This is a genomic window from Allolucifera butyrica, from assembly GCF_900476375.1.
In the GTDB taxonomy this organism is placed as follows: Bacteria; Bacillota; Negativicutes; order Sporomusales; family UPPP01; genus Lucifera; species Lucifera butyrica.
In genome coordinates this window covers 80,360-105,508 of the sequence record NZ_UPPP01000105.1, presented here as the reverse complement: position 1 = coordinate 105,508, position 25,149 = coordinate 80,360, and the positions used below count along the sequence as shown (strand labels likewise).

The following is a 25,149-nucleotide window of genomic DNA, read 5'->3' as shown; positions in this document are numbered from 1 at the left end:
TAGTTCTTCCCTTCTATAATTTTTTTATATATCCATTTGCTTTTAAATTGCCTAGGTTAGCCGGAACCAGATCTCCATTTCTATCAAGTATCTGCCCTGAAGTAAAATATTGTTTCCCCAATCCTGGCTGATCAAACCAAGGAGCTATTGGCCCAGATTCAACGTTAAATGGTTTTAGAACCACGTATTGGTCTAGAGTCGCTCCTTGCATAGACGGTGGCAATGCTCTATTTTCAAACGGAGTTTCACCTTCTGAAAAAAATCGTCCATTAGCATTTTCTCCAAATCGATCTATAATTTGTCCCTTGGTTAAGGAATCCGGCATCGACTCACCATTCACAAAGCCATTCGTGTTAGGATCCCCATTTTGACCGGGCCATATTGTTTCACCAGTTTCTTGATTAAAATACTTAGGATTATCATAAACTTCTTTATTAGCCAAATATAGTTCGTCACTGGGCGGGTTTTCCCACTTACCTAGTTTTAAACGATCAGCTTCACTTACACTAGCTTCACTCGACTCCTCGGCCCCTAGTCTCACCGCCCCAATTTCGTTCTCTAAATAGCGGCCATTTTTAACAATAGTCCACAAGGTTTTGGCACCAATTAACGCACTTTCGAAGATCGCCCCGGTTATAGCACCAATCAATGCATCTTTAAGCACATTTTCAATGTACTTGTCTATACCGCTGAATTTTCCATGGAGAATATCGCTGCCGCCGGTACCGACGATTGCCGATACCGCTCCGCCAATTGCCCCCAGCATTGCTCCCGTAGCAAGAGACGCAACGACACCGGTCGCACTTGCGCCAACGGCGGTAGCCACAGCGGCACCTGCTACCGCCACTGCCGGTGCTGCAACAACGCATACGGCGATCGCAGCTACAGCGGCAACCGCGCCAACGGCTATAGCACCCCAATTTATTCCCGGCTTGGCTTTATCCTGGGGCCGGTTTAAAACATAGGACTGTTTCGGCGGGGGTTTGGGTTGTTCTACAGGCGGAAACTCCTCTTCATCGGTGAAATCCGCCTGTACTTTCTCGGCACGGAAGTGCATCTCGTTTTCCATGGACAAGCCGCTGTTCGGCGTAAGCATGCGGATCTGGCTGGGGGCTTCCAGGGAAACTTTCTTCTCCGTATGGATGATTATTTCTTCTGCGGCGTTTAGGTCGATTCCTTTATGGCTGGAAAGAGTCACGCCTGCCTCGTCGTCAAAAAAGGCGGTTAACTGGGTATTGCCGGCGGTGATGTAGACACCGCCGGGAGCAATTTTGAGTTCCTGGCCGTATTCGGTGGCCAGGTAGCGGGTGTTGGGATCGCCGGTCTGCTGACAGTTGGCGCCGTTGGTTCGCAGGTTGCCGGTAATAATGGCGTTTTGCTCTCTAAGGCCGGGAATGTACAGACCGGCCACGGTGCCGAGCTGGGGCATGAGATACATCATGCCCGTAGTCGGCGGCGCGAAGGGATACCAGTAGGCTTCGTCCGGATTTTGTTCCGCATCGATGGTCAGGTGCAGTTTTACCGTCTGGTTCTCCAGGGCCAATACTTTGCCCGGCAAAGTGACTCCCATGAGCTTTTCATTGTAAATGGGATTCTGCCGGATGGTCTTCTTGCGCACCAGTTTGGCTTTGTAGACCAACAGGCCTTGCCACAGTTCGATGGTAACGGACCCAACATACAACTGGACATTTTGAAAGGTGACCTGGTCGCCCAGGTTAAGGGGTTCATAGGTTTCCACTTCATAGTAGCAATATTCGATATCACTAAGGCCCGGTTTATAGGTATGGTCGATTTCGAAGTTTCTCAGGTTTTTGCCGCTGGCATAAGCGATGGCGTCAGGCAGCGTCTTGCTGCCGCCGCTTGGATAGCCATAGGCGAAAATGCGGTCCGTCACTGTAGTATCCGGCACGATGACGGTCTCCTGATAAGAGGCCAGACGCTTGATGAACTGCCAGTCTGTTTCTTCGTATTGAAGGAGCGGGCCGTCAATGATTGCCTTCGCGGCGGTACATTCAAACTTCTTTCCCGGATAGTCTTGGATAATCTTGGTGACGATATCACGGTAAGCAAGTTGGGTGTTTTGAAAGGACCGACTTTTTAATTGGGTATCCAGAAGAACCGATTCGGATAAAAAGACGGCGGTTAAGGTATAAAAGCCGTATTCGGCATGTACGCCGACTTCCTGCAGGATACCTTTAAACAGGGTAGCTTTCCTTTCTGCATCGTCGATATAGATCTGAATGCGGTCGTTGACTGTTTCCCGCAGAGCCGCTTTGACCCCGTCCGCTTCACTAAGCATGGCGGTCAGATGAAGCACGGCATGTTCATTCAGTTCTTTCCGGATGGATAATTTGAAAACAGACAGGATTTTCCAGGGACTGACTAATTTTAATTTATCATAGGTCGTTGCTGGCATGATGTCCTCCTTGGCAGCAAGCGTTAGTCCAGTTGCCCGTCTTTGGTAATGGTAATAGTGCCGCCTACGGCGCAAGAAAGATAAGATTGGCTGATTACCGCCGGCCGCCCCTTGATGAGGGTATCTTCCTTGGTTGCCTTCCAGACGGGAAACAGGATGGGATGGCAAGGGCCATCCGTCACCCCGCAAGTTCCGAACGGCATGACGTTGACGTCCGCCGCCTGGTCCTTGTCGTTAAACACCGCTTTCCCATTGACATAGACGCCATGGCTTTTCGGCAGATTCAGCCGGGTTGGGGTGCTGCCCCGGTTACATTGCACCGTGCCTCCTCTGACCACATATCTTATATCCATGAATCTTCTCCCTTCTGTTCATTACTCGATTTTCACCCGGTCAAGCCGGATACCGCGCAGGTCTCGCCGGAGAATACTTTCCGCCACATCCAGACGGACAATAATTATGGTTTCATAGGGATGCTGCACCCGGAATACGGTATGATTCTCGATGGCGGCTCCTTTAAGCACCAAGTGCTTGACGGTCCGCTTATCCGGGGTTTGCAGGCTGTTATCGGACAAACAGTCTATGGGTGCAAAGATTGGCAGATAATAAATGTGCTGCTCCTTTCGTGCCGGATCGGCAAGTACGATCGTTTTAAAAGTTAGTTTGGGCATATATAGCTTGAGGACCTGTTGCAATTCGTCGGATACTAAAAAGAGCGGCCTGTCTAACAGATCAATAAAATCATAAACTGCTTTTCCGCCTAACGGAAGGACCGTCGTTGGAGCTATATGATGGGCCTTTTCAGGGACGGCCTGCCGCCGGTCAATCCGGGTAATGACTTCCGGAATGGCCGGTGCACGGCTATAGTCAGGATCTTGCCTTAAACGAAAGTAGTGCATAGGCTTATTCCTCTTCGTAAATCAGTTTAGTTTGATCGCAATATTCGCCCATAACTATGGCAAAGCCGGGCGCTTTGTTTAACTCTTGATAGGCAGGACTGTTTTTTAGCGCCTCCGCGATGATGTTTTGGGTAAATCCAATGGCCACCCCATGATAGTCTGCCGCCAACTTCAAGCGTACGTTTTTTAGATGCCGGGGTTTGATTTTGTTGGCGACTAAACCGGATTGAAAGTTGTCCTGCCATCCGTCCAGGAGTTTTTTTATAGGGTCAAAGACGAAATCCATTTCCCAGTCGGCGGTGCATTCCGTCCGGTCGAGAAATAAGGTTTCGTCATAAAGATCTAGCCGGTACTGCCAAATGTTGTCGAGAATGTTAGTACGCAAAAAGGAAATACAGATGCAGGCGCCGGCGCCTTTGCATCCTGCCGCTTGCTGTCCGGCGGCATCCCGGCAAAGACTTTCAATGGCTGCCGCCAGGCTGTGGATGATAGCGGGACGTCCGGCGGAAAATTTCTTTTGCATGAGCATCAAATCTTCTTCCAGCCAGGATGCGGTTTCCGCGGCAATAAAATCCTGTACAATTTTTTCCTGATCAATCATGGCTGGATTTTTACCTGATTGCCGCTCATTTTGATGATGTCCTGCATATTGATGTTGCTGCCGCTTTGCTTAAGGTCAATTTCTTGCCGGCCGGTTATAAGAATTTTGGTTTGACTATTGATGTGAATGTCTTCCTGGGCCTCAAGCTTGATTTGTTTGTTGCTTTTAATGGTCATGCCGCCCGCATCGGACAGATTCATCCAAAGCCCGTCGCTGGCAATAATCTGAATGCCGCCCGGCGTAAGAACGACCTGCTTGCCATGGACGGTACTGATGATTTTGGTATTGGGGTCTTCCCGGCGGCCGCGCTGGGAAGGAGTCAGGTTGATGGAACTGACGGCGACCGACTCCGCTTCTTTGTTGTTAGGAAAGTAGATGCGCACATTATCGCCGACTTCGGGCATACAATACCAGCCGCTGCCGTCGGGCGAGGAGTAAACCGTAGTATAGGGAAAAAACCAGGTGGCCCCGTCATCCCATGTGTTATCGATTTCGAAGATATGAACCCTCACCTGGTCTTTTACAACTTCTTTGACAGTGCCGTGCAGCGAGATACCCGGCAGTTTGTTGTTGTAGAGATCATCTTGCATGAGACCCTGTTGAGTCCCCAGGGTATAGGTGCTGGTAATCACACCGTTTTCCATCCAGGTGTGAATCGCGCCGATATACCAGGTCTTATTTAAAAAGCTGACTGTCTGCCCCAGCGGCAGAATGTCAAAAGAACGGGCCTCACAGTAGGTAAAATCATTTTCTGTAAAGGTGCGGCCGCTCTGCTTACGGGAGTTGCCGCTGGATACGGCACAGTCTCCGGTGCTGCGCCGTATCTGGTAATCGGCGGCATTTAGCTCCGGTCCGGTTTGCTGATTGGTCTGGTCTGTTGCCTGGTTATCCTGATTGGCAGGCTGAGCCGGCGGCAAACCGAAGTAGATTTTAGGACTGTCAAAAGTAATATCCGGGACGAGGCCCAGATTGAAGCGGGAAGCAAGACGTTTTAGGAACTCCCAGTCCGTTTCCCGGTACTGGAGAATAAGCCCGCCGGTGATTTGCCCGGCTTCACTGTCCTGGGCGAAGAGCACATTACCGCTAAGATTGGGAATGGATTGACGCGCCAGGCTGTTTACCTGGTCAAAGATGTAGCGGTAGGGTTCCCGGTGCCCCTGAAAGGAACGGCTGTGTTGCTGTATGTCCAGTAGATGGCTAAAACTGAGGGCTTCTATATCAAGGTGTTTCAGTCCGGCAATGGTCTGCTGACGGATATTAGTGACTATGCCTCGAAAAAGACACTGAACAGTCCCGGTGCTGTCCAGATATTTTAGCGCTACCGGAGTAGGTTGGACTGTCTGCTGGATGTAATCCTGCTGTTGGCTGGCAGTTTCGTCCAGAATACCGCTGATAAACAGACGGGCATGCTGGTTGACGGCTTGGGCAATATCAATTTTAAGAATGTCTTTGAACGGATAGGGACTAAACTGCAGTTTATGCCAGGTGATCGCTTTGCCTGTATAGGGCGGATCCGCCATTTCCTGCCCGCTGCCTGCTGGCTGAGCGGCGGTGGCGGTGGTTAGGCCAAACTGTTCAGCCAGACTGTTGACGGCCGCCAGTTTAGCCGGAAGTTCCGCGCAGTTTTTGTCCAACCCCAGATTTTGCGCTGCCTGCAGTAGGTTGACAACTTGGCCGGGCTCTTTTATATTCAGCGGCAGCACGCCTTGTCTTTGCAATTGATTAGCTGCTGCATCGACAGCTTGTCTGTTCAGGCTGCCTGCGGCAAAAACACCACTTTCGGCAGCCGTCTGGAGAACAGTCTGCAACTTTTTGTTGTCGCCGGCAAGACCAAGACAGGAGGCCGACCGGGTAAAAGCGGCCACACTTTGCAAATCGGCGGAGCGGTTAGTGCTTAACAGGCTCACTGGATTTCCCTCCTGACACCGGATTATGCGCCGGCGCGGGAAAAACCCGCACCGAATTCATGATCTGGCGGGCAATTGGCCGCCAGGCCGCGTGGTCGTCATAAGGGCAGCTAAAATTGCCCATCATCACGTTATGCTCTATTTCCAGCACAAACATGAGGTTAAAGAGCGGTCTGTCCAGGGCCGGACTTTTGAATTCAAAGTAACCGACCGGTTTGCCGTCAATGGTTTCTACGCCTTCATCCAAAAACAGGTACGCCGGATTTAACCGTTTGAAAATAGTTTTAATACCGTCTTTTACTTCCGGAATGTGTTCGTCGTTAATCTGGTTGGGAATGAGGCTGAGAGTAATATTAACGCTGCCGGTCTCGTCGGTTTTAATAATTTGCGGCCGGTCGCCGGACGGGTATTTGATTTTGGCCAGTTCAGCCGGCATATCGACAAAGGTTATGGGTATAGGAATCGTCAACCGTTCCGCAAAAAACGCCGTATCCTGAAAGGTATATTGTTGGTCATTGATTCGTACGCCTTCGTAGATATTTTGGTTGTTAATTTCCTGCTGTTCTTCCACTTGATTGATTACTCTGCGGATTTGCTCATCTGTGTATTCCTTGGCCATGATGTACCTCCTCGCTCTGTTGGGAATCTTCCTCCGGGCACCTGTCCTTTTTAGTCCACCAAAATCCGGCGGCCGCCGCCGCGGCCGGTGGCGGTTACCATGTCTTTGCCCTGGCGGATGTCCTGTAGAATTCTGACAAGATGGCGGTGCATATCCTGATTGGTGCTGTCCTGGGTAACAATGCCCAACCGGGCCGCCGTATAGGCGGTGATCAGACTGCGGGACACCGGTTCTCCCTGGGCGCAGTGGCTGATAAACACATAGTCGAAGGGATGTACCGGCCGGCTGCGCAGGGCCTCCTGGGCAAATCGTCTGGTAATAAGCGGCGACAGGGTGTTTTCATACGGGACAGCATAGGGTACATTGATAATGTTTACCGTGTCGTATTCGGTCGCCATGTCGGCGAAATCCTGATAAATATCGCGCAGTCTGGCCCCTTTTTTTAATTTGAACCGTCCCAGTTCCATTTCGCCGTCATTGATTTTAAGACCGGAATGAATGGCAACCTCTCCGCTCCGGAGAATATAGTCGTCATTTTCCTTGCGGCGGTTAAAACTGATTTTGATGATGGCGTCCTGGCCGGTGGCCGTATAAGGCAGGGCCATGCTTTGCCGCAGGGTGTAAAGCCGCTCCCGGCAGCGGACAATTCCCGGCGCGATGGCAACGGTATCGCCGGTTACCGTTAAGCCACAGCCGGCGATGACACCGTCGGCATACTCGCCGTACAATATGTTCAGATAATCGCGGGGATAATCCCGCAGCAGGCTGAGCATCTCGCCTTTCAGCACCCTGCCGGCGGTAAATTGGGGATATTTGTCGATAAACATTGTTTGCGCCTACCTTACTTCGTTCTTATTTCAAGCCGTCAAAGAAATTCGTTTCCCACAGGTCATTTTCAAAGCTGAAGAATTCCTCCCGTCCTAAATAGAGACTGCCATCCTGCCGCAGCACCGGTACGACAACAAATCCCCAGTGACTTTCCCGGGGCCAGACAAAATATTTGACTTCATTATTAATAATGTTATCGGTTTCATCCTGGATAATGGCCGTTCCGTATTGAGCCTGAATATCGGCATAGGTAACGGGGCGGAAATCTTCCCGCCGGTTGTCGTAAACGTAGGTAAACCGCTCCTGGCCGTTGACGTCTTTGAGCCGCAGTTTCAGGGCCACACCTTCTACAAAGCGGGAGATATGCCCGGCCGTATTCCGGTCATCCAGTTTGGCAATGAGTATTTTTTCTTCGCCAGTGTGGGTGTCGGCTGTAATAAGATAGGGCAGAACCGCCGGCCGGTGACGCATGGTTACTTCAGCGTAGCCGCCTTTTTTCGCTTTTAAATATTTAATGGCCCCTTTCAGGCAGGCCAGCTTGAGTTCCTGGCCGTCCATTCCTTCCCGCCCGCCAAACTCTATGACCTTACCGGGTATAAATTCTTTGAGGGCATCTTTAAAGAGACCGATTTTACAGGATTGCCCGGTTAGTTTAATGATGTTATAGTCCATGAGCAGACCTTTGTTGTAAGGTTCTTCAATAAACTTGCGGACAATTTCATAGATGTCGGCTTGCAGCAGCAGGTTGACGTCATAGACGCTAATCGTAATAAGCGGTATATCCCGGATGGTTTTCAGCAGGCCCGCTTCATAAATAGACAAACGCCAGCGGCCGATGGGTATCACCTTATCATTGTTTTGCGCCTGAAATTTCTCTTCACTGTCCAGAATGACCCGCTGATAGCGCAGTCCGGCAAAAATCTCCGTTTTGATTTCTTCCGCCAGTTGAAAGAGAAAATAAAAGTTGCTTTTAACTTTAAAGTATTCTTTGGGGCTGCCGCTTTCATAGTTTTTAAAACAGGTGGGAATGAGGGTCTCGGTCCGGGCGTACAGTTCGTCCAGCGTCTTATATACGGCGGCAATTCCCTCCTTATCAACCTGGCGGTACACATCACCGGCCAATGCGGCCAGCAATTCCCGGGCTTTAATGGCCTGACCGCTTTGCAGTTGTTCGGCCAGCAGAATTTTGAGATACTGCATGATGCGAAAAGTCAGGTTGTTGCCGCCAAAGTCGGTATCCCCGTTTTCATAGGTCGTTTCGATATCAATTTTGTAGGAAATCCGCCGGCTTTCAATGCTGAAAACACAGGAGGACAGGTCGGTCGTGCCGCCGCCGCAGTCAATGACCAGGGCCTGGTATTCTTCCTTATCCATAGGCCGTCCGGAATTGTTTTCAATAAAGCCGGAGATGGTATTAAAGAGTACGGCGGCTCCTTCGTCCAGCATATTCTCGGTCTCCAGCCGCCAGGGTGCCAAAATTTCGCCAAACAGTTCCAGGAACCGCTGCTTTTCTTTCACCGGCGACGACAGATGTACTGTTTTAAACCGGCATTTGAAGCGCTGCTCGGCAACTTCTATAACGTAGTTCAGAAAAGCCTTAATGATTTCTTTCCGCTGGATAAAACTCCGCCGGCCATGGCGGTCCGTAATTTCCTCCTGCCGCTCATAGTCCCGGATCCAGCGTTTGATATCGAAGAAGACGCAAAAACCCTCGTGGATGTAATTGGCCCGTGCCATTTTGACGGCTTCGTGGCCGAATATGTATTCGATGGTTCCGGCTTCGTCGCTGATGTTCCATACGCCGACAACGGTCGGAATCAGGGGCGTCAGCAATTCGCCCGTTTTCGTTTCCTGAAATACTTCCACCAGATTGACTTCGTCCGGTTTAAGCAGGTTTTCCTCCGCGCCGCCCTTGTCGATGGCGCTATACAGTTCCCGGTCGAGGTATAAGCCGGCGGTTGTATTGGTCGTACCGAAATCAATAGCTAAGGTTTGGGCGGTTTCCGCCGTCTGCCTGATTTCAAAGTTTAAGAGCGGCAGTTTATAACACCGCATTTGCTTCGGCAGCAGGGCGGTTTCATCATGATATATTGTGTAAAGCAGTTCCGACTCTCTCTTGCCAAAATACAGCAGACTGTAATTTTTGTGCTGTGATTCCCGGACCGGCAGTTCTTTTTGGCGGGTTAGAAAAAACCGGCCCGGCATATTTTTATCCGCCTTCAGGTTAAAAACAGCGCACAATTCCTTATCGCCACTTACTAAGAGTACATTGGATTCTTCCAGGATACCGGGAGCCGTAATAACATACCGGTCATATTTGTCGGTATCCAGACCTTCGTAGACAACAATGCGGGAAGGATGCTGAATCCCCTGGCTGCCGCCGGTATGTTGATCAAGACGCGCGGTCAGGTTTTCCAGCCGTTCGTAGCCGTCGGGAAGAAATCCGGTGATCAAAAGATGTTCTGCCGCTCCCCGGTAATGCATGATGAGTTCGATCAGTTCGTACCGTTCCAGGGTTCCCAGCATGCTTTTTACCAGCTTTTCCTTAATGCAGATTTCGCGTAATTGATGGGTGGTCATGAGTTCCAGTTCTTTACGGGCATAACTAATTGACGGCCTGGCCGGGGAAGTCGTTTCATTGTCTTTATAAAGTCTGTAGGTATAGCTTGACATCGTTTTCTCACACGCCTTTTCATGAGTCTGGTGCCAAATTTCTCAGGCTCATTTAATATAGAATAATATTGTCAATCCCCATAGTCGGCTCCTGGCCGATGATGCCGAAATGCTTTTCCCAATACAGGCGGAAAGCAAAGTCTAACGGCAGAAACAAAGCCAGCAGGGTATTGATTTTCCGGCGGTTTATCTCCGTTGCATAAGCGCCGAGATAGATCAGCACTTCCGGCGCGTCTTCGCTCCGGTAGTAGATAATGCTGTTATGAAAAACTCTGCGGACCACCTGTTTGAAAAGATACAGAGAGGCCTGGGTCCGGTAAAGAGTAATCAGACTGCTGAGAACCGCTGTTAGCTCGTCGCCGGTAAAGGCTGAACTATTTTCTTTGAGTTCCGGTCCGAACACCCCATTTTCAATATCCCAGCGGATAAATTGGACATAATATTCGTGTTTGTTAAGACCCTGTTTACAGTCCAAAAAGAGCAAAAAGTGGACAATAATATCAAAACAAATGCTTTTTAACTCGTCATGACCGGTAAAGTTGATATCAAGAAGAGGATGAAAAATATCCCCAAACCGGTAATAGGGATTTATTTCTACGGTGGGCCGGGGATCTAGCGTGACGGTATTGATATCGTCAAAAGCCATTTCCATATATGGGCTGTAGCTTTTGCCGGATGCGAACGTAATGCTTTCACCGGCTATGCCCTGGCGCGCGGCTTTGATCGCCGTATCCCAAATATAATTCATATAAGGATCCCCTCACATTGGTAGTCGGGATAGTACAGTTGCACTTCCGCTACAATAAAGCTCATGAGATCATAAATGAGAAAATAATCCTGCGCAGTGGTTGTAAAATACAGAAGCAGTCTGTTTTGCCAGTCGGCGCGGCGTATCTCATCCATCATAAAAAAGTTCATTTCATAGCGTTCGCCGGGGTCCGGCCCGGCCTGACCGCGGCGAACAATCTCCAGCCGCGAAAGACTCAGGTCTTCGGCAGCGACAAAGGTGGCAACCAGCCGCCTCAGTTCGGCTTCAGTCCGGATGACCCGCGGGCTTCTCTCCGCCAGAATATCGCTGAAAGCCTGGCGTTTAGCATTGGATACCAAGGGGTATTTCTGCTTTTCGATTTTTCCGGCAGCCGGTTTTATAATCCGGATAATATCCCAGGTATTCCGGCCTTGCTCCGGAGCAACAATTGTCAGTGCCTGTCCGGTTCGCCGGACATAACGGATATTCTGCTCCCCGGACACCGCCGCTAAATAGCCATGTTCCGGTCCGGCGGCCTCCAGGCTGATGGTATGTTCAAAATTGATCTTATCTTCACAGGGCAGGGGAAATCCCGCGCCGGGGAGTTGTAATGTTTCCACATTCCACAGCGGTACCGTATCATAATGCACATAGGGCCCGTATTCGGCAAAATCGACTTTGATTTCCCTGACCACTTCCTCGGCGCCGGGAACTCGCTCCCACTGCTGCAGGATCACTTCCGCGAAACGGAATATATATGGATGGTTTATTGTTTTCCACGGCAGATTATTATTGATAAAGGCTTCATACAGGCTGGCTATTTGTTCCCTGTAACTTAGATCCGGCCGCAGTGTAAAGGCGGCGGCAATGCTGCCCTGGTCCGTAACAATGGCGCCGCGAAAAATCCGGCCGCTGTTTAAAATGGAGCGTAACATCCTGTAATCACAGTCGAAAAAAACCTTCATCAGAGGATATTGGCTTTGACTGGTTGCCGCCGGCATTATATTGGCCAGATCATATTCTCTGGCCGCTAAATCCGCCGTCAGCATGGGCCGCAAAAAATAGTGCACCGGGTCAATCTCCTGCCGAGGGGCTGCGGCGGCATAAATATCATAGCTTTCGGCCAGTCCCGCCATTTCGGCGAATACTCTCTCCTCCAGTTGCCGGTACATCGTCTCGCTGTGCTCATACAGGTTTAAAAACACATCATTCAGGACATTTTTCAAGAGCAACCGGTCGTCAAGATTACGAATTTGATTTAATTTTACAACGATCTGGTCTTTCACGTGGCTCTCCTCTCATCCGGTTCATGCCGCTCCCTGAGACAATTTATCCAGTAATCTCAATTTTTCGTTTATTTCGTTTGTTTCGTTCTGCAAACCCAGTCGCTGATAAATATCCTTAGCCAGAAGGTAAAGATACTGCGCTTGGGTATACTCGCCCTTCTGTGTTCTCGCATCCGCTTCGGCTACGTAAGCATCGGCCTTGCTTTTCTGCTGTTCAAAGGACGTATTTTTTTGGTCCAGGGAATCAATTTTTTTCTGAACCATCGTCACGTTGCTGGAAAGTCCCGCGTTGCCATAAAGTTGTTGCGCGAAAGCATAACAATTTCTGGCGTCATCATATTGATTTTTAGCGACATCCAGGTCGCCTTCTCTTTCCATATCCATGGCTTTGCGCTGTAGATCAAGGGTTTGGGCGTTTTTCTTCCGTGCATTCAGTTGGTCAATTTTCGCCTGCAGCAAAGCCGACTTATCTTGTCTGCCATTTTCCTCATATAGACTCATCGCTAAACTGTATTGGTCCAGCGCTCCGTCAACATCATCCTTGTCACTTAACAGGCTGTCGCCTTCCTTTTCGTATTTTGCCGCTTCTGCCAAAACATTCTGCTGAACGGCGGCTTTTTCCGCAGAACTCATTTTATCTTCAATAGCAACAATTTTTCTTTGGACGGCTGCCGTCTTATCCGGTTTACCGCCTTGATCATACAGGCCGGAGGCTATGTTCAGCATGGTAACGGCTCCCTGGTAATCGCCGGTTTGTGCCATCCGGTCGCCCTGTTGCTCATAAACAACGCCTTCCTGTTCTTTGGCCTTTTTGTCATCTGTCGTCAATTGTTCACTTAATTTAGCCAGTTTGTCGGCGGCTTCTTTGCGGCCGTCGATAAAATAAAGCCGGGAAGCGATTATTTTGGCTTCCAAATAAGCGCCGCGGGCACCGTTCAAGTCCTTTTGCTCCGCTTTCTGGTCACCGGTCTGCAACAGTTCAATTACCCGCATATAGTCACCGGTCTGGCGCTGCTGCTTGATAATATACGCTTCACCAAGATGATCGGCAAAGTAGGAAGCGTCTAATGCCGCTTTATATTTTTCAGCGGCCTGCCCGAAATCTTTGCGTTGCAGGGCCGTATCACCGGCCACGATCAGGCCGATGGTATCATAATATTGGGCCAAGTCTTTTTGTTCCTGTTTCAGTTTTAAGTTTTGGGCAATGTTGAGGGCCGCTTTGTACTCCTCGGCCGCCCGGGCGTAGTTGTTTTCTTCCGTTAAGGTTTGCGCCTGCCGGACATGCCCTTTCATAGCATCTAACTGTTCCCGGCGATGGGCCTCGCTGATATGAAAATAAATAAGTAGTCCGGCAATAAGGATCAGCACGGGAATGGCTGCGTAGAACGCCCTTTTGAGCCAGAGTCTGCGCCGGCCCGGATCTTTATAGGTTCTGTCAATAAATAAGGTGGCCAACGTATAGTTCGCCAGTTTAGCCGGCTGCCGGGACAGCAAAAGATCTTCCACATTATTCAAAACTTCCTGCGGTTCTTTGGCCTCCCTGGCCGCATCAGCCAGTTCGCCCTCATCAATATTCTCCCAGATACCCCTGGTATACAAATTGAGAATGTCGCCGTCCAGGAGTTTGATCCGCCCCGATACGGTGGGATTAAACCCTTCCGGCTGTCCCAGATAGCAGTACAGGTTGTTTCGTTCCAAATGAACCGCAATTTTATCTTTGGATATTTTTCCCTGCTCAAAAAGTTCATTGCTTAAAGACTGGTCAATACTCTGATGAACAATCGAGCCATCCCGCAAAAGATGCAGTCTGGTATTGCCGGCCAACCCGTACACGATGCCGGCGTAGTCGCTGACGACCACCAGCAGCGAGGCTTTAAGCCGCATAGTCTTGCTCATACTCAGCAATTCTTGGTTGGCGGTCTTCAGCCAGTTTTTAATATCCCGCTTTTTCATGGACGGCTTTTCATTAAACTGCCTGATAATACTGGCCACAGCCAGGTTAGCGCTTCCCTGATCCAGGTCATCGTCGATACCGTCGGCAATAACATAGCAGGCAAGATCATCCAGTTCCACAAAAGCAAAATAATCCTTATTCTGCAGAAAGCTGCCTGCCTCGGATAGAAACGCCGCGTTGAATTTGGCATTAATCTTCTTCATGAATCCTGATCCTCCGAGTTTTATACTCCGTGATATCTCAATACAAACAGACTGGCATTTTCTTTGTCTGTTACCGGTTTGCCATTAAATTTTCCAATGATCTGTCCGGCCAGATCCCGGCAGGAAAAGGGCTGGGTCAATACCGATTCCAATTCCAGCCAGGACAGGCATTTATAAATACCGGCAGTCATTAAAAGAATGACATCGTCCGGCTTGAGCTTAACAGGCACTGCGCCGATTTCGCCGTTTTTAAAACCGTCCCGGCCGATATAATTCGTTGCGTGATCCATTTGGCTGATCGCCAATGCCTCCTGCCGGTTTAAGATTCCCTGAGAAAATCCCTTGACGGCCACTGTTTTCGTGGTATGGCCCTCGTTGAGGGGAATCAGTTCATGATTGCGGCATACGGCGATTTTAATGTCGCCCACCGACGCATAATGTAAATACCCTTTACTAATCAGAACGGCCGCTACCGCCGTTCTGCCCCTCGCTCCCTGCAACCGCGCCAGCACTTCCCGGTTGCTGCGGTTTAAGGCCTGATTAAAAAAATAATATAAATTGCCCGTTACATCATGGTCGGAAAATAAGTTGATAAATGTCCGTACTGCCGACAGCGCCGCGGTCCGGCCGGCCTGCCCCCGACCCATACCGTCGGCCAGCACCGCCAGGGTACCCCAGGCCGTCTTGGCCGTATTTCCTGCATCTTCCTGAATCTCTCTGTCGCCTATGGCTTCTCCCTCACCGACTTCTACCTCCAATGATCCGGCCTGCGCTCTCCCCCGGCTATGCCGGTATAGCAACAAGCCTGCGAGACAAAGGAGTAAAACGGCCGCGAGCATATACTGTCCGGAAAAAAGATTTCCTGCCATTGTCTAGCCCTCGGCACTGTCTTTCCATTCGAAATGCTCACCGCAAAAGGGAATAAACAAAAAGCGGCTTTTCCCCAGTTCAACAATATCATAGGCAGACAGTTCTTTCGGCACATAGACGGCATCCCCGTTCAGGTAGGCAAGACCTGACGATTCCCCCGGCAGCAGCACTGTGTTACGATTCTTAGGGTCATAGACTACCGTGGCGTGATTTCGCCGGGAAATCGCATTGTCCCCCAATACCTGAATATCCATATCGTCGGCCCGGCCGATAAAGTTTTTCCCTTGCCGGATTTTGTAATCCAGGCCCCTCTGGGCGCCTTCGATGCATACCAGCCAGCCGCAAACCGGCTCAATTTCCTCATAAAAAAGGTCCTCTTCCAGTTCTGCATCCGTAGCCGGAGCAGTTTGCCTGGTTTTGGTGGCAGTTTCTATATTGCAATAGGGACAGACCGTTCCATGACGTCTGGCGCTAAACATATGCCCGTTCTGGCATCTAATAAGACTCAAATTAATCCGCTCCCCTCTATTTCATTAGCAGCCGCGTATTCGCGATAAAAAGAATATCTCCCGGTTCCAGCTTGCAGGGCCTGCCGCCGACCAGCCGGTAACGCATCCGGTCATTGGCTTTTTTGATACTGATCCCGCTTGGCCGGTGCAGCCCTTCCAGATACCAGCTGCCGGCCGCAAAATTCATGATGGCGTGTTCTTCGTGAATTAATGCCTCATAAGCGCTGGCGCTCAAATCCACATCCACTTCCCTGTTTTTGGTATGTTTGCCGATCAGCAAGGTTATCTTGTCCTGGATATTCCACTCTTTGATAAAACTGCCATTTTCATTCAGCATAACAATGGCGTCGATATCGCTGCGTAAAACCGGAGCCGCCACCGGCTCATAGTTTTTTCTGATTAATTTTCCGGCATAATACAGGGCGATCACGACAAATACGCCGGTCAGAAAATATTTTGCCGCGATATACTCGGTAAAATATTGATAAATAAACAGACTGACCGCCGCCGCTATCAGAGCGATGCTTCCGTCTAAAATCTGCAGGCGTTTCGTCTGCCAGATGTTTTGTCCTTTAAACAATCCGGTTTTATTTTCAGTATTCAAAAAACCAACCCCATTACTTCTTTTTCGGATTAAAAAAGCTGGCAAAAATGTGCGATGTATCCAGCGGGTTGTCACCGGCACCCCGTTTTTTACCGCCAAAGTGCTCCTTCATAACTTTACTTTGGGGATCAAAACCGAAAAACCGTTCAAACTGCAGATTTACATCGCCGGGATTGAAGCCAGCGGTTGAATTGTCCCGCCGCGGTTCCTCCGCCTTTGCCGCAGCCTGCCTGCCCTCGCCGGCAGTTGCGGTTGCGCCCATTTTCTTGTCGTACTCCGCCCGCGACTGGGGATTGCTCAGTACGGCATAGGCTTCGTTAATTTCTTTAAACCGGACTTCGGCAGCCTGATTGCCCGGATTCAGGTCAGGATGATATTGTTTGGACAGATTCCGGTAGCTCTTTTTTATTTCTGCTGCGCTGGCTCCCGAATGGACCCGGAGAATTTCATACAAATTTTTCATCACTAAATCCCTTTATTAAATATTGAAAAGAAACCGGAAACAGGGGGCTGATGCCCCCTCCGGTTATTTTTTTAGGCGCTGTAGCCACCTTCAATTTTAGTATCCGGCAGTTTATCTTTCTTCTGTTTCACATGAAGATAGAACGTACCGGTCCCTTCTTCTTCGCCGTAGCTTTCATTGTAGTCCACCACAAACGCATTGGGGAGGTAAAACTTTCTTACTACCTGGTCGGCGGAAACGACTTCTACGGTGACTTTACGGTAGCAGTCCGCTTTCTCGGCCGGCACCAGCGACCATTTGGCAATTTTCATAGTGCCGTCGGCTTCTTCACCGCCTGTGGCAGCCAGAATTTTGCCGGTAATCATAATAGAAGTTCCCATGTCCGTCGAGCGGGCATTGGAGTCGTCCGGGGTATCGGTGGAAAACTTTACCGTCAGAACACTTTTAACCCCTAACTCGATGTTTTCTTGTCCTTCAATCTTCAATTTGAATCCCATTTATAAATCCTCCTATTTTAATGTGATCTATCTTTATCAGCCAAAACCGGCCTGCGTTTTGGCCGAGTAAAGAACCATTATGCCTTGGCCGCAGCCGTGTTTTTGGTTATGGCAACTTCCAGGTTTTTCACATTGCCGTTAAAGGTAAGGTCGATCTGGCATAAGCCGTTCTTTTCGTCAATAGCATAATTGATATCGTCACCCTCCTGGATGATCGAGTTGATAAAGTTTTTGGAAGACAGCCACAGGCTTTTCTGGCTGTTCGGATTTTTACTGAAGAACCATACAATGTTATCCTGTTTAAAGTCATTGCTGTTAAAGCGAAGAATTCTCTCAATATAGGTGCTGACGGTGGTTTTGTAAACCGCATCAAAGCTGTCGTCATCGCCGTTGGCCAGACTCCTGGCCTTGTAGACGGTGATTTTTTTAATATCCTTGCCATTTACCTGCGCATTTTCCGAGGAAAAGATAAAACCGAAGTTCCGTCTGTTTATGGCGTTTTTAATGGTATTGGTAAAGCCGGATATTTCTTTGGCCAGCGTCGTTGTGGCCCGCAGAGCATTGTCGCCGGACTCAATATCGAAACGCACTCCCGGATAGTTCTTGCTTGCATTTTTAAATAACTCCCGCAAAAATTCCGGACATTGCCAGGCCGCCACAATACCGGCGGCAACATAGGAACTGCCGATATAAACCCCTTCAAGCCACAGCCTCATAATGTCTTCTTTCTCCTGGGACAACTCGGCGGCCCCGGCCTCGTTCAGAGTCATTTTATTGTCGAGAATGACACCGGATTTATTTTTCGGGATAATCGTAAAGTTAGGTATACAAGGAATGGCATATTCACTATAGTCCTTGCGGACCAGTTCGGAACATTTATCAATAAATTTGTCTATGCCGGCGGTGGCAATATGATTGAACGTTGTTTCCTCCCGGCATTCAAAACTGAAAAATACCTGTATTTTATACTCTTTCACGGCGTTCAATAAAATGACCAGTGATTCCATCGTGTTTGTATCATAGCGATTGCCGTGCACATTGCCTTTAAACCGCTCTCTGCTCAATTTCATTTTGCCGCTGAACTCCATGCTTACTTCCGGTACAATGCCGAACCAGATGGTATTGGTAAAATCATTTTTGGCATTTACCGTATTGAGGAACGTATGTAAGCGGGGCAAATTATTACTTTTTACCAGCATGTCCAGTTTCGTATTGGTCACCAGCAGGCCCGGCTGCATCCCTTTGTTCTTTACCTTATACTGGTCAAAGAAAAGTTTGATGCCGATGATTTTTTCCACCAGGGGTTTGACGGTTTTGACAAAATCGTCTTTGGCATTCTTATAAAATTCTAGATAGGTATTATAATTTTGTACTTCCGTTGCCACATCAATCTCGCTCTGCATGGTTGATGGCAAAGGGCAAAACGTTCTGACTACCAGACTCTTTACATAACCGGAAGAAGTCTCATTCACCGCTTCATAGTCCTCTTCGAAAGCAGCGATTAAGCCGGTATTGGCTTTGTCATCCACTACGGTCAACGCCGTTGTCTCATTTTTGGGCGCTTCAATAATTTTCAGTTCACCCTGCTCCCCCATGCTCAGGACGCCGATTTGCAGCGGTTCATTGTTGTTTTTCTGCTCCTGACTGCCCAGCAGCAGCCTGGTTTTAATATCCTCAATCGCTAAAGGCAGCATCGCCATAATGTTATTGTAATTTTGGCTGGCTTCTTCAAATATGTAATTCAGTTTGTCGCCAACATCGAGCTTCTTTGGGTCTCCTTCGTCCAGGCTTTCATATTGGTTGTACAGGTAATGGATTTCTTTACGGGACTGGCGAATGTCATCCATTACTTTTTTCGGCGAAATCATGTCCAGCAGATTTTCAAACTTAAAGTCAACGTTAGGCGTCCCTTGCGCGCTTTTGGCATCAATCAGAGTAATTAACATTTTCACAAAGTCGTTCTGTTTATTGATTGGGATTTCCGTTATGCAGTTATCCGGAATATGTTCCGGTTTTTTTAGCGTGTAAAGTACTTTTTGATTGGCCGCATTGTAAAAAGAATAAATTACCGGAGAAAATTTATCCAGAAATTCATCAAAACTCCTCACCAACAATGTTTCATTGATTTCCTTGACTTTTTCATCGCTTAAACTTTCCAGGCCTTTCACTTCTCCTACCAGAGTAATGAGGTCCAGTTTTTCCGGATTAATCTCTTCAAACAATATTGTCCGGTTGGTTTGTTCAATGATTTCCATATTGACAGTCCTTTCTTTTGCCTTATTTCATTTCGAATGCAGGAGTCCCCCTGTACTTATGCCATTCAGACGGCTTAACCTCTTCATAGGTTAGTTCAAGCTCCGCGTCATTGTCCGGGAAGGTTATAAAAATCTTATCACCGTAACGCAAAATATAACTTTGATTTTTACCTAGCACGGTTTGCCCTATCACAATGGTACATGCCGACTGATTGCCTAAAACAATACTTCGGTTGTTTCCCGGCTCAAACCATATTTTCTGTCCCGCGCTGAGACCCTGGCCGGCAGGAAATAGATCCCATAAATAAATCCGTTTGCGTCCGTTAAAATTGTCCAGCAGGGCAGCCTGCGGCGACACCTCCTCTCCCGCAGGCTCTCTTAACCCTAAATAACAGGCGCTCATTTTGCCGGTAAATTTTCCTTTGGAAACTTTTTCCCGGTAGTAGATCATTGCCAGCACTGCCAGCACGAGCAATCCCGCCGTTGCTTTGATCCACCAAGCATCCCCAGCCTTAGGGACGCTTGCCGGGGAGCTGCTTACAGTGCCGGCCGGCGCTGCCGCGACGGGTTCATAATACGAAAGCAGGCTAATTTTAACGACGTCATCGGGTTCGCCTTTAAACTGAATTGCTACATTTTGCTGCTCCGGCCGGATTATCTTGATTACGGAATAATGCCGGGAATTAGTAACGGTAATTTTTTTTGACTGGCAGAAGGCCTGGACTTCCTGCAATGGCGATGACGATAAAAGAATAATATTGGCTTCGGCAATCCGGCCGCCGGGAATCTTTACCTTCATCTGCTGTGTCCCGCCGCTGGCCAGGACCGATGCTGCCGAACTGGCAGCCGTTTTAAAGCCGGCGCCCAGAATACTATTAAAGACTGCCGGCAGATCCTGCGGGCTGGCTGCGAGATAACTGGTTGCCCCTGTTTTTCCCGCAATAGTCTGAAGCCAGGTTAAATTAGCACCGTTATGTCCCATACCGATGGTATAAATAGGAATTTTATTGGCTGCCGCTTGATTTACCACTTGTTGGACATCCTGTCTGGAGTCGTCAACAGTACGTTGGCCGGCGGGATTCAGGTCAATCTCGCCGTCGGTCAGCAACACCATGCAGGATTTTCGGGCCGTATTGACGGCATTAAGCAGTTCCCAGCCCTTTTTCAGGCCCAACCCGGTATCTGTCCGGCCGAAACGTTCCAATAAATCCAATTTCTGTTTAAAATCCGCTTTCGCATGATCACTGCTTACATCCGTCAATGGCATAAACGCTTGTATGGCATTGTTATAAGCTACGAAGCCGATACGTGTATGAGAAGAATAACTAATATCGGCAAACAGTTTTAACATTTCCGGGCTGAGCTTGTCCTTATCGGTTTCATTCATGGAATAGCTGGTATCCAAGATAAACAGAACTGCAATATCGTCAGTGGGCGGTTGGAGTTGCGCCGATACGTAGGAACTGAAAAATACCAAAAAACAGATTATAGCCAATCCGCCTCTCGCGATGAACTTTTTAAAAATCATTTTTTCCTCCTTTCAGCCTGCTTTATTAATCAAATCCAAGTGAATGGACCGGATTACTCATGTATCACTTTTGGCAGTCCTCCGCGGATTTCATATATTTGTAATTTAATGCAATACTTATCTTTCATGTAACAATTTTACAGATAAATAGACAAACAACCCCCTTATATACCCGTCCGCTTAAAAATGACTTTGCACAAAACATTTTATCATCTATTTAAAATTTAACAATACATAATTATTGTTTTTATAACAATTGTATTTTAATTTAAATAAACGCTAAGTTAGTGATTAGCAAATTCTTCCTCTTTATTTTCCAGATTTTATAACATAATTATGACAAACTTGTGACAGCTTCCGGTTAAAGAGAAATTTCACGTGCATTTTTTCTCAATCAGACAGAAAATTTTTTGCACCAAGAGACCCAATGGGGCTTCAAGTGGAAGGAAAGTATGCTACTTTTCGGCTATCTCAAGAAGCATGTGTTATTTTAGAAACAACCCGAAAAGTTATACTTTCCGAACCCATAAGAAAGACCAAAAGACAAAAAAGTCAACCGAATCGTCAGTTGACCTAAAATGGAACCTATAGAAAATAAAATGAGACCATTTTTTGTTGCGAATAAATCAAGGCGATCCAAAAATACCAGAAAAGAAAAAACACCGGCTATATTTACCATATTCGATTTTCCTTCATTATTTTACCAAAACTTGAAATAATCGGACATAGGACTTAGTTCCTTAATTTCGTAGGACTTCAGTCTCTTTTTGAGAAAAACTGCTGGCGCGTTTTTTCGGTTAAACCAGTTTAGCGGTTATCCCGGCAAAAGTATCCCATAGAAAAATCCAGCATACACAGCTGGATTGTAAAGATTCTTATTTACCCGTACAAATGGCGGCATTCAGTTCGTTTACTTTATATTTAAGCAGCCAGAGCTGAAACCAATTGAGTTTGGCCAACGGATTAACATGGAATGTAACCAGACATCTCCGGATGATAAACCATTCGGCAATCAGCAGTTTATCCTTTTGTTTCGGTGCATAACACCAGCCGGATTCCTTAATGGACTGATATTTAATGTAATCTTTTAAAATTTGAGACGTAGCCTCGGATACCTCCATATTTATATTGTCATCGTAGCGAATTCGAAAGCGGCTGATGCGGGAAAGTTCATCAATTTGATCGGCTATTTTATCCGGCATGCTTTACATCCTTTCCACGGAGCTTTCTTGCTTCAATTATATAGGATATGCCGGTAGAAATACCAGTAAAAAATGCCCTTCACCACAGGGTAAAGGGCAAGCAGAAGATTATTGTGTTAATTCTTTAATTATAACATTAGATTATGAAGAAAATATGAAGCTGGGATATGTTGTCTTCCGTTAATTTTTGCTTAACAGTTTCTATATACCATTTTATAGACCCATAGCGCATTGGCTAATAACAATCCCCCTGTAAAAAAGAAGACCGAGGAAATTCCCCACAGAGCCGCTAGTTGGCCGCCGATTGCCGCTCCGGCAAACATGCCCAGAAACTGAGCGGACTGGCTAAACCCAAAAGCCCGTCCGGTCACCCTGTCGGGGGTACTTCGTTTTATCAGCGTATTGATTGCCGGCAATAAGCCCGCCGTCGCCATTCCCTGCAAAAACCGGAGAACGCCCAGTTGCCATGCCGTTTTTACAAATGCCTGCGGAATCAGAAGCAATCCCGCAATGATAAGTGCCACCATCATTACTTTGTGGGGACCGATTTTATCTGACAGTCTTCCCAAACGAGAAGCGGCTAAAACATTCGCCAGCCCGGAGGCTGAAAAAACCATGCCGGAAATGAGGGCTACATGGGTGGTATCCTCCGATAGCTGAGTAATATATACAGTAACAATCGGTTCGATTGACATCAGGGATATCTGGACAACAAAAGTGGTCGCACACATGGCCAGGAACAGACCCGGATTGGGGATCAGCCGCCAGACCTCACGCATAGTCAGAGTCTCCTGGTTGGAGGCAATAAAATTCTCTTTTATAAATAGCCAGGATGCCAAAAACGCCAGCGAAGACAACACCCCAATCGACAGAAAGACACTCCGGATGCCGATCGTTTCGGCAATGTAGCCGCCAAATAAAGGGCCAAGCAGAGCCCCGCCGACAGATCCCGTAAAGAGCGTGCCTAATGCCCAGCCGGCCCGTTCTTTGGGAGTCTGAGTCGCAACTAAAGTAATCGCCGCAGCAATGAAGCCCGACAGGGCTCCCTGCAAAATACGGAGACCGACAAATTGATAGACATTATGGACAAAACCCATGCTGCTGCCGATGAGAGCCAGCCAAAGACTAGCCCGCATAAGCATGGGCTTTCGCCCGTATTTATCCGCAGCTTTGCCCCAAATTGGCGAAAAAATGGCCAGACTTATAAAGTTAATGCCAAAGGCAATCCCGGACCACCGCTCAATCGCCGCGGTATTATGGACACCGAGATGTTCAATATAAATAGGCAAAATCGGTGCAATTTGACTCATCCCCGATGAGATTGCAAACACACAAAACCAGCAAACAAATAAATTTCTTTTCCAGATTTCCATGCAAATACCCTCGCTTATATAATCCGCAGTCTAAAATGCAGTAATTTTCAACTATGTTTCGCAGTTCTTTCTGACGAATTCTCAAGTTCCCTCCATTTTTTCTCCTTTGGTGATCAGCAACGCATTTTTAGACATTAATTGAAGCTTCTCAATAATATAATTAATTTCTCCTTCATTCAGGCCTTTTGATAATATTTCAGTCCAATAATGCAGTTTTTCCATTATTATAGGTTGTATTTCTTTACCTTTTTCCGTTAGACTGACATTATAGGACCGCTTGTCTTCCAAGCTTTTCTTTCGAATAAGATAACCTTTCCTTTCCAGACTTTTCATTACTCTGGTTGTCAACGCATCATCAATAATCAGCATATCGGATAAATATTTTTGATTAACTCCCTCATATTGAGCAAGATTTATCAAATAAACATATTCCGATGAATTCAAGCCGTAAGGCCTTAGCTCATTATTCATATAAATTTGGGATTGCCGGTAGAGTACGGAGATCCATTTTCCAATGCTCCTGCATTCCTGACTTTTCATTCCAATCACCTGCTATATTTCTTCTCATTTAAATTGACAAATCAAGTATATTTTAATCACAATTAATTGATAAGTCAACCAAACAGCAGTGCTATTCCGCAAAAAAAATCAAAATAGAAAAACCTGCCGGTCAGACTGCGAACCGGCAGGCTTTTTTGTTATATACCTTAAAAAGTTTCTAGTCAGACTTCTTGACCGCCTTGGCAATCCGAAACTTTTGGGCTGCCGGCGCAAAGTCTTCTTGATTAAAATACCGTTCCGCCAGTTGTCCCGAGCCTGCATCCTCGATTAATTTCCAAGCATATCTTGCTAAAAAATCCTGTATTTGTCCCTCAAACACAAAGCCAGGTCTCTCTCCCGCTTTGGCAAGAGTCTGGTAATGTCTTTTTGTCTTAGGATCCTTCGCAGCTTGCTCCCGCCAAACAGCCGAAACAAATGCATAATCAAAAACAAGGAGGCTGCCTTCCGCCGAATATTCATTTAATAAATTCAACGTACTGTTAATGGCTTCTTCATTTAAATAAAAGGTCAAGCCTTCGAGCAGGAAAAGACACTGACGATTTTTCTGGAACCCGGCCTCATCTAATTTCTCAGCTAACGATTCTTTAGTAAAATCAAGGGAAATAAACGTTAGGTTCTCGGGAAAGTCGATACGTTTTTCCGTAAACCTCCTGATTTTAGCCTGCTGCGTAACCGGAGCGTCTAACTCAAATATTCTCGTCTTCTTTAATTCATTGCTAAAGCGAATGGCCCGGGTATCAAACCCGGCTCCCAAAATCAGCACCTGTTCAAATTTCGCGTCAAAGTTCTCAAATATATCGTCAATGAACCGGGTCCGGGAAATGACATATTCGTAGATCCCCGGAACTTTAAACAGACATTTCTTTACTGCGGCCCGAGAAATCGTATACTTGATCATTGCCGCAAGATAGGGTGGGATAATGACCGGGGCTATAAAATCTTCACTTTTATAGCTTAGACTTCTTTCATAATAAGAGGTAGCACGCATCAGGCACGTGCCCAATGCGGTTATGGATACTTGGGTTTCAATCCGTTTACTCATCATTACCTCCTGCAATCAGGGAATTTAACGACCGTTCGTTAGGTAGAATACTACCTGATATTGTGAAAAAAGTCAACCATCGGCAGGTTATTTCCACCAAAATTGCAGGTG

22 protein-coding genes are annotated in these 25,149 nt (G+C 47.5%); all 22 read right to left on the bottom strand.

The window, feature by feature from the left end; all coding sequences use genetic code 11:
- Positions 1-13 precede the first annotated feature (13 nt).
- A complete protein-coding gene (locus tag LUCIF_RS21340) occupies positions 14-2,416 on the bottom strand; it encodes a TNT domain-containing protein (protein ID WP_122629854.1) in 2,403 nt (800 codons plus the stop codon).
- Between the two features lie 23 nt (positions 2,417-2,439).
- On the bottom strand, positions 2,440-2,769 hold the full coding sequence (locus tag LUCIF_RS21335) for a DUF4280 domain-containing protein (protein WP_122629853.1): 330 nt from the start codon (positions 2,767-2,769) through the stop codon (positions 2,440-2,442).
- Positions 2,770-2,790: 21 nt separating this feature from the next.
- Positions 2,791-3,315: a hypothetical protein gene (locus LUCIF_RS21330; protein WP_122629852.1), complete on the bottom strand. Its 525-nt coding sequence runs from the start codon at positions 3,313-3,315 to the stop codon at positions 2,791-2,793.
- Between the two features lie 4 nt (positions 3,316-3,319).
- Positions 3,320-3,916: a hypothetical protein gene (locus LUCIF_RS21325; RefSeq protein WP_122629851.1), complete on the bottom strand. Its 597-nt coding sequence runs from the start codon at positions 3,914-3,916 to the stop codon at positions 3,320-3,322.
- Complete coding sequence (locus LUCIF_RS21320; protein WP_122629850.1) at positions 3,913-5,823, bottom strand: hypothetical protein; 1,911 nt, start codon at positions 5,821-5,823, stop codon at positions 3,913-3,915. The genes LUCIF_RS21325 and LUCIF_RS21320 overlap by 4 nt, the downstream gene beginning before the upstream one ends.
- Positions 5,804-6,442: a hypothetical protein gene (locus LUCIF_RS21315; protein WP_122629849.1), complete on the bottom strand. Its 639-nt coding sequence runs from the start codon at positions 6,440-6,442 to the stop codon at positions 5,804-5,806. Before LUCIF_RS21315 ends, LUCIF_RS21320 begins: the two co-directional genes overlap by 20 nt.
- A gap of 50 nt (positions 6,443-6,492) precedes the next feature.
- A complete protein-coding gene (locus tag LUCIF_RS21310) occupies positions 6,493-7,269 on the bottom strand; it encodes a hypothetical protein (RefSeq protein ID WP_122629848.1) in 777 nt (258 codons plus the stop codon).
- 25 nt (positions 7,270-7,294) lie between these two features.
- Positions 7,295-9,943, bottom strand: a complete 2,649-nt coding sequence (locus tag LUCIF_RS21305) for an Hsp70 family protein (protein WP_122629847.1) — start codon at positions 9,941-9,943, stop codon at positions 7,295-7,297.
- A gap of 52 nt (positions 9,944-9,995) precedes the next feature.
- Positions 9,996-10,691: an iron-dependent peroxidase gene (locus LUCIF_RS21300; protein WP_122629846.1), complete on the bottom strand. Its 696-nt coding sequence runs from the start codon at positions 10,689-10,691 to the stop codon at positions 9,996-9,998.
- A complete protein-coding gene (locus LUCIF_RS21295; RefSeq protein WP_122629845.1) occupies positions 10,688-11,977 on the bottom strand; it encodes a hypothetical protein in 1,290 nt (429 codons plus the stop codon). Before LUCIF_RS21295 ends, LUCIF_RS21300 begins: the two co-directional genes overlap by 4 nt.
- Positions 11,978-11,998: 21 nt before the next feature.
- Positions 11,999-14,134, bottom strand: coding sequence for a PP2C family protein-serine/threonine phosphatase (locus tag LUCIF_RS21290; protein WP_122629844.1), 2,136 nt, complete (start codon positions 14,132-14,134; stop codon positions 11,999-12,001).
- Between the two features lie 20 nt (positions 14,135-14,154).
- A complete protein-coding gene (locus LUCIF_RS21285) occupies positions 14,155-15,003 on the bottom strand; it encodes a PP2C family protein-serine/threonine phosphatase (RefSeq protein WP_122629843.1) in 849 nt (282 codons plus the stop codon).
- A gap of 3 nt (positions 15,004-15,006) precedes the next feature.
- Entirely contained in the window at positions 15,007-15,513 is a 507-nt protein-coding gene (locus LUCIF_RS21280) for an FHA domain-containing protein (protein WP_122629842.1), read from the bottom strand.
- A gap of 16 nt (positions 15,514-15,529) precedes the next feature.
- Positions 15,530-16,117 carry an FHA domain-containing protein gene (locus LUCIF_RS21275; protein WP_122629841.1) on the bottom strand — a complete coding sequence of 196 codons (588 nt, stop codon included), beginning with the start codon at positions 16,115-16,117 and terminating at the stop codon, positions 15,530-15,532.
- Positions 16,118-16,130: 13 nt separating this feature from the next.
- Complete coding sequence (locus tag LUCIF_RS21270; protein WP_122629840.1) at positions 16,131-16,580, bottom strand: J domain-containing protein; 450 nt, start codon at positions 16,578-16,580, stop codon at positions 16,131-16,133.
- Between the two features lie 71 nt (positions 16,581-16,651).
- Positions 16,652-17,077: a membrane-associated protease 1 gene (locus LUCIF_RS21265; RefSeq protein ID WP_122629839.1), complete on the bottom strand. Its 426-nt coding sequence runs from the start codon at positions 17,075-17,077 to the stop codon at positions 16,652-16,654.
- 77 nt (positions 17,078-17,154) lie between these two features.
- On the bottom strand, positions 17,155-19,332 hold the full coding sequence (locus tag LUCIF_RS21260) for a transcriptional regulator (protein ID WP_122629838.1): 2,178 nt from the start codon (positions 19,330-19,332) through the stop codon (positions 17,155-17,157).
- Positions 19,333-19,354: 22 nt separating this feature from the next.
- Entirely contained in the window at positions 19,355-20,860 is a 1,506-nt protein-coding gene (locus LUCIF_RS21255; RefSeq protein ID WP_122629837.1) for a vWA domain-containing protein, read from the bottom strand.
- Between the two features lie 875 nt (positions 20,861-21,735).
- Positions 21,736-22,062: a hypothetical protein gene (locus tag LUCIF_RS21245; RefSeq protein ID WP_122629835.1), complete on the bottom strand. Its 327-nt coding sequence runs from the start codon at positions 22,060-22,062 to the stop codon at positions 21,736-21,738.
- A gap of 191 nt (positions 22,063-22,253) precedes the next feature.
- The gene (locus LUCIF_RS21240) at positions 22,254-23,435 is read right to left on the bottom strand and encodes a multidrug efflux MFS transporter (RefSeq protein WP_122629834.1); all 1,182 of its coding nucleotides are present in this window, start codon (positions 23,433-23,435) and stop codon (positions 22,254-22,256) included.
- An 81-nt stretch (positions 23,436-23,516) separates the two neighbouring features.
- Positions 23,517-23,975 (bottom strand): MarR family winged helix-turn-helix transcriptional regulator, encoded by a 459-nt coding sequence (locus tag LUCIF_RS21235; RefSeq protein ID WP_122629833.1) that lies wholly within the window; start codon positions 23,973-23,975, stop codon positions 23,517-23,519.
- 178 nt (positions 23,976-24,153) lie between these two features.
- Positions 24,154-25,038 (bottom strand): class I SAM-dependent methyltransferase, encoded by an 885-nt coding sequence (locus LUCIF_RS21230; RefSeq protein ID WP_165866098.1) that lies wholly within the window; start codon positions 25,036-25,038, stop codon positions 24,154-24,156.
- Between the last annotated feature and the right edge of the window lie 111 nt (positions 25,039-25,149).